Annotated in this window: 6 protein-coding genes and 2 pseudogenes; 1 reads left to right on the top strand and 7 read right to left on the bottom strand. The window is 48.0% G+C overall.

The genetic code is table 11. The features are described 5' to 3' along the window. Nucleotides 1–190: pseudogene (locus tag AK963_RS35735) on the top strand (IS630 family transposase); the annotation flags it as partial. A gap of 87 nt (nt 191–277) precedes the next feature. On the opposite strand, the gene AK963_RS21600 reads toward AK963_RS35735, so the two are convergent. From AK963_RS21600 to AK963_RS32340, 7 genes and pseudogenes are all read right to left on the bottom strand, one after another. After that, nucleotides 278–838 carry a Smr/MutS family protein gene (locus AK963_RS21600; RefSeq protein ID WP_066017494.1) on the bottom strand — a complete coding sequence of 187 codons (561 nt, stop codon included), beginning with the start codon at nt 836–838 and terminating at the stop codon, nt 278–280. 179 nt (nt 839–1017) lie between these two features. After that, nucleotides 1018–1149, bottom strand: coding sequence for a cytochrome bd-I oxidase subunit CydX (cydX, locus tag AK963_RS21595; protein WP_066017493.1), 132 nt, complete (start codon nt 1147–1149; stop codon nt 1018–1020). A 19-nt stretch (nt 1150–1168) separates the two neighbouring features. Further along, nucleotides 1169–2302, bottom strand: a complete 1134-nt coding sequence (gene cydB, locus AK963_RS21590) for a cytochrome d ubiquinol oxidase subunit II (RefSeq protein WP_066017492.1) — start codon at nt 2300–2302, stop codon at nt 1169–1171. Between the two features lie 12 nt (nt 2303–2314). Beyond that, nucleotides 2315–3913, bottom strand: coding sequence for a cytochrome ubiquinol oxidase subunit I (locus AK963_RS21585; protein WP_139117576.1), 1599 nt, complete (start codon nt 3911–3913; stop codon nt 2315–2317). Nucleotides 3914–4221: 308 nt separating this feature from the next. Continuing rightward, nucleotides 4222–6201 carry a hypothetical protein gene (locus AK963_RS21580; RefSeq protein ID WP_066017491.1) on the bottom strand — a complete coding sequence of 660 codons (1980 nt, stop codon included), beginning with the start codon at nt 6199–6201 and terminating at the stop codon, nt 4222–4224. A 213-nt stretch (nt 6202–6414) separates the two neighbouring features. After that, complete coding sequence (locus AK963_RS21575; protein ID WP_066017490.1) at nt 6415–8604, bottom strand: diguanylate cyclase; 2190 nt, start codon at nt 8602–8604, stop codon at nt 6415–6417. 387 nt (nt 8605–8991) lie between these two features. Next, nucleotides 8992–9167: pseudogene (locus tag AK963_RS32340) on the bottom strand (IS256 family transposase); the annotation flags it as partial.

The raw sequence follows: 9167 nt of genomic DNA, 5'->3' as shown, positions 1-9167 counted from the left end.
ACCATTCGCACCGGAGTTAAACAGCTCAGAAAGGCTATGGGAGTGGATGCGGGAGCATGACTTATCAAACAAAGCATTTTCAGGTTATGAAAATATTGTAGATTGTTGCTGTGAAGCTTGGAATAACCTTTGCAGCGAAGCTGGTCGACTGTTCAGTCTGTGCTCCCGTGATTGGGCAGTTATACAGTAGTTAGAAAATTCAATTGGTATAATATCATGCCTGCTATAGGACGATAAGCAGCATTTGTTCTTATGGTCTGCTGTGGAAAGTGATGCATTATTTTCGTTTCAATAGAACCAGTACTGAACCCGTTCCACCTTCTGAAGGTGGCGCAGAACAAAATGCCAGAACATCCGGCAGCTGCTTCAACCAGTGATTGGTATGGCTCTTTAACGTCGACTGACGTTCTTTACTTCGGTGAGACTTGCCATGGATAATGCGCACACAGGTCAGTCCACGGAAGCGGGAAACCTGGATGAATTCATTGATCAGCTCTCTGGCTTCATCAATCTTATAGCCATGCAGATCCACTTGAAATTGAACTGGAATCATCCCCTGGCGTAGCTGCCTGAGCCTGGTTGTCTGGATTCCGGGTCGAGAGAAGTCAATAAACTGTTCAGGGTCGACAGGCTCAATCCATGCTTCAGAGAGTGCGGCTCCCGCTGGTGCTTTTTCCTGTTCAGCAGCTCTTCTGCGAGCCCTGAGTGTGCTTTCAGGGACATCGGTGTTTGGCTTGCGACTGATGCCAGAATGTGTCTTGTTACTTTTTTTTCCGCTTAACGGTCGTACGTCACTCATTGCTTCTAGGAAGCTTTGTTCGTCATCTCTCTCGGACATAAAAATAGCTACTTATAACTGAGTGGGTCATGCGGCGATTAGCGGTTATATGGAAAGGCATTGTACTAATAGTGAAAGTATCAAACCACTTGAGAGTGCTTTTTTATTACCTTGAAATAAACAACCCCCATCAAATGACAGGGGTGCATATAAACAATCAGGCAATCAGAGTGTTGGTTTTACTCTGGCTTTTGCAGAGGTGCGCCGGTCTCTTCATCAAAGTGATCGGTATGGAACTCATACCACATCACATTAATGATGCCGAAAGCGCATGCCAGAAGTACACCAAGGATCCATGCAAAATACCACATTGTTCAGCTCCCTCTTTATTCAGTAAAGTGAATGACTTTCTTGTTCAATGCGCTCAGCGGTCATGCGACCCCAAAGCTTGTAGAAACACCAGATGGTATAGCCAAGAATAATGGGAACAAATACAACAGCAACACCGGTCATGATGGCCAGCGTCATGAAGCTTGAGGTTGCATCCCAGAGCGTCAGGCTGAACTGAGGGTGAGTATTGGATGTCAGTATAAACGGGAAGAGGCTGAAGCCCGCAGTCATAATGATTCCAGCCTGAGCCAGTGATGAACACGTAAAATTCAGACCATCCAGTTTTGTGCCAGAAAATACAATGACGCCAATTGTCCCCAGGAAGCCAAGTACCGGTGCGATTATCATGATCGGGTACAGACTGTAGTTATTCAGCCAGGCACCTTCCGCCAGAATGACAGTCTTGTTCAAAGGGTTGGAAGGGGCGTTTGTATCCACAATGCTGGTGATCTGATAGCCATTGATATGAGCAAGCCAGAAACCGCCAATAGCAAAAGCAACCAGTGTCAGGATTGCAGAATAACGGGCAACGGCAGCTGCACGATGGCGGATCGGATCACCAGAACGCATTTTCTGCCAGACAGCACCCTGCATGGTCAGCATTGAAGCACTGACAATGCCGCACAACAGTGAAAACGGGTTGAGCAGGTCAAAAAATGAGCCGGTAAAGCTGGAGCGCATGAAACCATCAAGCTGGAACTCAAAGCCAACAAAGATATTGCCAAAACCCACGCCGAACACGATGGAAGGTACAATACCGCTGGCAAACAGTCCCCAGTCCCAGGCATTGCGCCAGCGTGGGTCAGGTAGTTTGGAGCGGTAGTCAAATGCCATCGGGCGAATTAACAGGGCGAATAGCACCAGAACCATTGCCCAGTAGAAGCCGGAGAAGGCTGTCGCATATACAGTAGGCCAGGCGGCAAACAGCGCACCACCGGCAGTAATCAGCCACACCTGGTTACCATCCCAGTGAGGGGCGACAGCATTAATCATGATACGACGCTCAGTGTCGTTTTTGCTCATGAATGGCAGAAGGTTGGCAGTACCCAGATCGTAGCCATCCATAATGGCAAAACCGATAAACAGGACGCCAATCAGAACCCACCAGATAAATCGGAGAACTTCATAATCCATCGTAATCACTCCTTATGCTTTTCCCTGGACGTTGCTGGAAAGATCGCCATCAGCAATCGCCTGTTTTTGTTCGAAGTGATAACGGCCTGTATGCAGACTGCTGGGGCCGATTTTGCAGTACTTAACCATAAGCCAGATTTCGACAATGGCAAAGATGCCATAAAACAGCGTGAAGCCAGCAATGCTCAGGTAAAGGTCAGCAACGGTTCGTGTTGATGCCGACAGATAGGTTGGCAGGATACCTGAAATAGACCAGGGTTGACGGCCAAATTCCGCAACAAACCAGCCCATTTCACTGGCAATCCAGGGCAATGGCAACGACCACAGGCAGAGCTTAAGGAAGAAGCGACTCTTGTATTCCGAACGGCGGGCGGTTTTCACAAACGCTGTCACCAGTAGCAGGAGCATCAGGAAACCACAGCCGACCATAATACGGAAGGCGAAGAAGAGAGGCCATACTGTTGGAATGGCATCTTCAGCTGCCTGACGGATCATGGCATCCGAGGCAGATGGAATATCATCCGTGTATCGGGACAACAGCAGTCCATAACCCAGGTCATCGACGACCTCAAGAAATGCATCTCGGTTCTCAGGTGTATCTTCACCAGCCTTCAGCTTCTGAAGTAATTCATAGGCAATCATGCCATTCTTAATGCGAGGGATTTTACCTTCAATCAAGTCTTTGATACCGGCGACCTGTTCATCCAGGGAGCGGGTGGCAATAATGCCCATCACGTATGGAATCTTGATGGCGTAGTCAGTTTCCATATTTTCCTGGTCAGGAATACCGATGACGGTAAAGCTGGCCGGTGCTGGATGAGTATCCCATTCTGCTTCAATGGCAGCCAGTTTTACTTCCTGAACATCACCCAGCTCATAACCGGACTCGTCACCGAGCAAGATAACGGACAGAATGGCAGCTAAACCAAAGCCTGAAGCAACGGCAAAAGAGCGACGTGCAAAGCCGATATCTCTATTCTGGAGCAGGTAGTAGGCAGAGATGGACAGGACGAATATTGCTCCCGTGGTATAGCCAGCAGCCACAGTATGAATGAACTTGACCTGAGCAACCGGGTTGAATACCAGGTCAGCAAAACTGGTCATCTCCATGCGCATGGTTTCAAAGTTGAACTCTGCACCTACAGGGTTCTGCATCCAGGCATTAGCAATCAGAATCCAGAGTGCAGACAGGTTGGTACCAATGGCCATAAGCCAGGTACAGGCCAGGTGCTGAACCTTGCTCAGACGGTCCCAGCCAAAGAAAAACATCCCTACAAAGGTAGATTCCAGGAAGAAGGCCATGAGGGCTTCAATGGCCAGTGGGGCACCAAAGATATCGCCGACATAGTGGGAGTAATAAGACCAGTTGGTACCAAACTGAAACTCCATGGTAAGGCCGGTGGCCACACCAATGGCGAAGTTGATACCAAAGAGCTTACCCCAGAAACGGGTCATATCTTTATAGATCTGTTTGCCCGTCATAACATAGACGGACTCCATGATCGCCAGAATAAAGGTCATTCCAATCGTCAGCGGGACGAATAGAAAGTGATAGAGCGCTGTAATGGCAAATTGAAAGCGCGAGAGATCTATGACTTCTTCCAGAATCATAAGACTCCTCCACAGGTAAAATCAGGAGATACGCCCAGCTATCTGCATCATAGAACGTAAACGTGGCTTCAGCCAGCGGTTCCCATCAGGATAACTGGAATCGGATGGTGTTCTGATTCCAGTGGCATCAAATGAAAAAAAGCTTGAGGTGAAGTCTGCGTGCTATTGGAAGCGAATCTGGGCAATAAATAATCAACGAACTATAGTACCTCATGTAAAAAAGTAGGTATATTTCGGTATGCCGCACACTGTTTGACTTATTGCCTGCTGCATGGCGATACGGACTGCTAGAAGCAGTGGATCACTGCTTATGCCATGCCTTTTAAGCTTAAGCGGGTAATGGTTTTTTTAGCGTTGTAAAGATCGATTTGCCAGTTGTCTTTGGGTTGAGGAACTTCCATGGCTGAGACATTATCCAGAGAGTAGGACGCACTCAACGGTGTTTCATAGCGGGCAATAAATTGAAGCCTTTCCAGACTGGCATTATAGGTTTTAACCAGAAAGTTGATTGTCTGATCACTCAGTGGAACCCGGTAATAACGGATCAGGTTTTGAGCCAGCTTCTCAGCACTGGCCGCAAGGTTCTTTTCCACGGCACTTGCCATGGCTTCTCCCCATGCTGCTTTTGTTCGGGCAGTCATTCCCGGTTCAATATTAGCCAGACTGATGGCATTGGCACTTTCAATGGCCCTTTGAATCTGAGGATCGTGAAGGTGAATGTAAGGATCAAGAATGGTTGCGATCTCAATGGCAATATCTCGGGCTCGCGCTTCCGTCAGTCTTTTCTCAGAGTCTGGCTGTATTGAGCTTTGCTGGCTATTTTCGTCAGCTTGGAGAGTTTCAAGCATAGCCTTGGATAAATCGGGCGATTCATTCAGGTATTGGCGGATACGCTGTGTGACTTCAGCTTTATCTTCATCGTCAAGGAAAATCGTCTGTTCAGAGATGGTCAGACTGCGCTTCAGGTTTTCATTATTCTGGTGTTGATACTTGCTGGATAGCTTTTGCCAGTTCTTCAAAGCCCGCTTCAATAGCAGGCTGTCCCGTCCCTGTTTCAGGTAGGCCCTGTGGCTTTCATTATAGATCTGGAGCGCTTTTTCCAGCTGCTGGCTCTTTGTTGTGAGTGTCAGCAGGTGCTTTTTTGCCCCTTTTTTCTGGGGGCTGGAAAGGGTCAGTTGACGGGCTTCACGAACCTGGAGACTCAGGTTGTCCAGGGACTTTGTAGCGATGGCCAGCAGTTTGTGGGTGCTTAAGCCGTTACCACTGCCAATTTCTGAGGGAATACCTATGTTATTCAAGTAAGTGGTTAATGCCTTCAGGCGGGAGTATACCCTTGCGCGGCTGATGCGAAGGTCGTTTCGTTCTTCCTCCAGCTTATCCAGGGCTCTGGCAAGATCCCAGTGGCCGGTGTACTCAATTTTCAGATAGGCAATTTCCCGGCCGCAGATCAGCTCGAAACACAGGGTTAGTATCTCTTCCACGTCGTGAAGTGTCATCAGGTTTTCGTTGCCTTCCTCGATAGCGGAAAGAACCCGTTCAATAAAGTGGGGTTCCCGTTTCTGTCCATCATGGGGGCGGGCAACAACACCATTAAGGCGCTTTTTAAGTGCCTCAGCGGTTCGTGGGTGGTTCTCATTGAGAGAGGTCCAGGCTTTATCTGTTTCTTCCCTGGCCTCTTCAATAATGTCCTGCATTCGGTTGTACAGTCCGGCGCGGCGGAATATTTCGATACGCTCTGCCTGCTTTGCCAATTGCTGGTTACCCGTCAGGTCTTCAATCGCGGTAGAAACCCACTCAGGGCCAAGGTCGAGCTTACGCAGTAGAATACCTGCAGAATGAATACGACGCTGCTCTTCAGTCATGTTCACCTGGCCAAGGTCTCTAACCTGGTAGATCAGCTCAGGAATCTGGTCAATCAGATTCAGAAGACTTATTCGATCTCTAGCCTGTTGCCGACCATGGGTCATGTTGTGAAACAGGCGGTAACCTACACCCAGTGCAACTGCGATAACGGAGTAGCCGAGGAAATAAAAAGCCCGTTCAAGAGGCATCACGACGCCATAGGCAAAATAGTAGCCAAAATAGGCTGCCATCAGGGTAACTGGGCCAGCAGTCCATGCGAATTGGAGAATGGTGACGCTCCAGGGCTCCTGGTGTGGGGCTCTGGCAACTTTCTCAAGCCAGCGAAGGTCACGTCCTTCCAGTTTAAGATCAACGTTTTCCAGCTTCTTTTTCTGTTGCTCTTTTTTATCGAGAGCATTGTTATGAAGGCCGGTTGCTTTAGACATGTTGGAGTTAACCTGAGGCGGGAAGTCTCTTTTGAGTGATATTTTAATCAGCCTGAGCTTCAAATCCCTATATGTAAATCTACGATAATGGCTGGTGCTCGGTCTTGAAAACTTATTCTGGACTTTATCTGTTTATAAGAATGGATCAGACGTTGGGGAAAGGCATCCGTTGCTTTATTTTTCATCAGGCTGGAAGTGTTTTTTATGACTGTATCAAGTGGCTGGTAAGCGGACATCGGTGAGGCTTGTGCTGATTGATGTGCGGTTCTTGCCTTTCTGCTTTGCCCGGTACATCGCTCTATCCGCTTCCTCCAGTATTTTACTCAGAGAGTCCACATCTCTGGACAGAGCAGAAACACCAATGCTGACGGTTGTGGGCAGGCTGTTGGGCCATTTATTGTTTTTTGCATGCTCACTGGCAATGGCACTTCTCATTCGCTCCGCAACACGAAATGCCTGCCAGGGCTCTGTATTGGGTAATAAGGCAACAAACTCTTCCCCCCCATATCGCCCTAATAAGTCTTGATGCCTGAGGGACTTGCGGCATATAAGAGCAGTCATTTTAAGTATCTGGTCTCCGGTATTGTGACCCTGCTGGTCGTTAAGCTGTTTGAAGTTATCGATGTCCATGAACAGGGCGCAGCATGGTTGAGTGGTGTTATTGCCAAGAGAGGTCTGGATAATACTCTCTGCTTCCTGGCAGAAGGCCCGACGGTTCAGCAATCCGGTCAGTGGATCAAGGTTGGCCTGCTGCTGCCAGAAGAGAGATTGTCGGTTTGCCTGAAAGAGGGTGCACGCATGGTTGCTGATATCGCTGGCGGTTTGCCAGGTTGTGGCATTGCGGTGATGTCTGGAGGGGGCAAGCACCATGAGGATTTTATTCTCGGCATCTATGCTCAGTGGGAATACCCAATAGATGGTTCCAAACCGGTCTTTAAAATTGATTTTTGTTTCGGTGCCCGAAGAGATCACGCTAAGCAGGTCGTCTTCGATGTCTGGAAGCTGTTGAGCCAGATTATTAGCAGTTTTAGTATAGTCAGTGGTTTCCCCGAGGGAAAAGTGCCATTCATCCTGCTGGTGGCGAAGTACCATGGCAGGAACTCCGGGTAATACTTCTTCAAAGGTGGCAAGTACTTTCTGGATCAGATCATTGTCAGAGAGTGGTGAGTCCGGGTTTTGCAGGTGCTCCCGTAGTGCTGTCTCGAATATACGTCGCTTTCTGCTGGCTGGAGCGATAGCATTAATCGACATGGCGTGGTGCAAGTTCTGTTGGTGACCATACCAGTAAAATAGAGGTAACAGGACTGCATGAAAAGAGAGGAGTATAAGCTCCGGGTAAGTTGGCAGGCTTCTTGGCCATGCTTCGGTATACCATGACCATGAGAGTAGAATAAGCATGGTAAGCGCTGAAGGAAAGGCCATTTTTGCGGGACGAATGCCATTATAAAGGCAATAGGCTGTTGCCAGGACAACCAGGGCGAAACTTGCCAGAAGTGCATAGGCGGCCAGTTTTATGGTTGTCTCTGATGCGATGCTTTCTAAGGTGATCGCATATATCGTGAGAGCAATACCAAAGGTGTTCAGTGAAAGAATCAATCGGTCAGTTTTGGGATTATAGATTGGTAGAAGTGCCAGAGTTCGATAGCTGGTAATACCGGTAACCAGAACCATTGCTGTCATCAGAATGAGCCAGTGGCCTGGATCCCCCAGCCATGAGACAGCCCGAAAAACTTCGCCTTCCCACATGAGGATCATCATGTTGGCAGCAAGCATATGGCTGATCAGCAGATACAGGGCCGGGGTTCGATTCCTGAGGGTCAGGGTAAAGATGAAAATCAAGGCCACTATAAGAAGCGTCTGAATCGAGCTGATGGCGGTTTGCTGTTCGCTCAATGCCTCATAGTAACTCAGAGATGGCCATAATTCAGGATTGAGCTGATTGAGAGCTACGGGGTCATGACGTATGTACCAGGTTTTATTTTCCCCGGGCTTGAGCTTAAGCTTCATGGCATTGGGCGCTATGCCTGACAGTGACCCATCAATGCCCATTTTTTTCAGTTGATATCCGTTGTTGACCGGGATAAAAACGTCCAGCTTCTTATGAGGAACCTGGCGGAATACCAGCAACCAGTCATGTGTGGAGTAGGGTGACAGCTCAATATCTAAGCGATACCAGTTCAGTGGGTTATCTTCATTGGGGAATGAGCTTTTAAAAATATCAGGTGGCGGTTTAACCGATACGAGTTGCAGGTCAGTAATGGCGTCATCACCACTGATGTAAATCGGATCGGCAACCAGGGAGGCGGAAAGCGAAAGCAATAAAACAAAAAAAATCAGGCGAAGACAGCTGGCAGGTTTATAGATGACCTGGCGCTTATCATTTTTTCTTGTTAGATGTTGCATTGAGAACAACAATTTCGTCTTCCCTAACGAGGAAATAAGTTCCAAACTGACTGCCCGTTGTCCATTTATTGGGGATAGCAATTTAGCTTCCTCCTTCCTGGAGAAGCAGAGTATTTAAGACATTCTTACACAGTCGTGGGAGTTCTGTGAAGCGTTTGTGTAGGCTTCAGGGTGCCCTTTTCATACCTTGCCGTAGTTGTCACAAAACAACTTGTTGGTTGTAAATACCAATAGTAATCATGGTATTACCGTTTTCTGTGAGGAAGCGCTATCACCCTTTTTACGGAGAGGTGCAGTGATTTGGGTATTTGAAGGGTGTTGATCATATCCGGGGGCGAATAGTAAAAGGAGCCTGTAAATAATTCTGTGTAAACGCCACCAAAACTATTACTCCTTGAACCGGTCAGGAAACATAATTTCAAACCGGTTCATGGCTGCTTTCCAGTTCCTGATCGGCATGGTCCATTTCTCGGAAGCTTTTTCCATGGCCAGATAGATTACCTTCATGACTGACTCATCAGTCCGAAAAATCTTCCGGTTCTTGATCGCCTTACGAATGACGC

Origin of the sequence: Endozoicomonas atrinae, assembly GCF_001647025.1 — a bacterium.
Classification (GTDB): domain Bacteria; phylum Pseudomonadota; class Gammaproteobacteria; order Pseudomonadales; family Endozoicomonadaceae; genus Endozoicomonas; species Endozoicomonas atrinae.
Note: the sequence above shows the minus strand (reverse complement) of the source record. Positions and strands in the feature narration are given on the sequence as shown.

What these genes read in the sequence shown, in the direction of transcription:
- cydB (WP_066017492.1), bottom strand. Translation starts at nt 2,302, where the DNA reads ATGGATTATGAAGTTCTCCGATTTATCTGGTGGGTTCTGATTGGCGTC.
- AK963_RS21575 (WP_066017490.1), bottom strand. Translation starts at nt 8,604, where the DNA reads ATGCAACATCTAACAAGAAAAAATGATAAGCGCCAGGTCATCTATAAA.
- AK963_RS21580 (WP_066017491.1), bottom strand. Translation starts at nt 6,201, where the DNA reads ATGTCTAAAGCAACCGGCCTTCATAACAATGCTCTCGATAAAAAAGAG.
- cydX (WP_066017493.1), bottom strand. Translation starts at nt 1,149, where the DNA reads ATGTGGTATTTTGCATGGATCCTTGGTGTACTTCTGGCATGCGCTTTC.
- AK963_RS21585 (WP_139117576.1), bottom strand. Translation starts at nt 3,913, where the DNA reads ATGATTCTGGAAGAAGTCATAGATCTCTCGCGCTTTCAATTTGCCATT.
- AK963_RS21600 (WP_066017494.1), bottom strand. Translation starts at nt 838, where the DNA reads ATGTCCGAGAGAGATGACGAACAAAGCTTCCTAGAAGCAATGAGTGAC.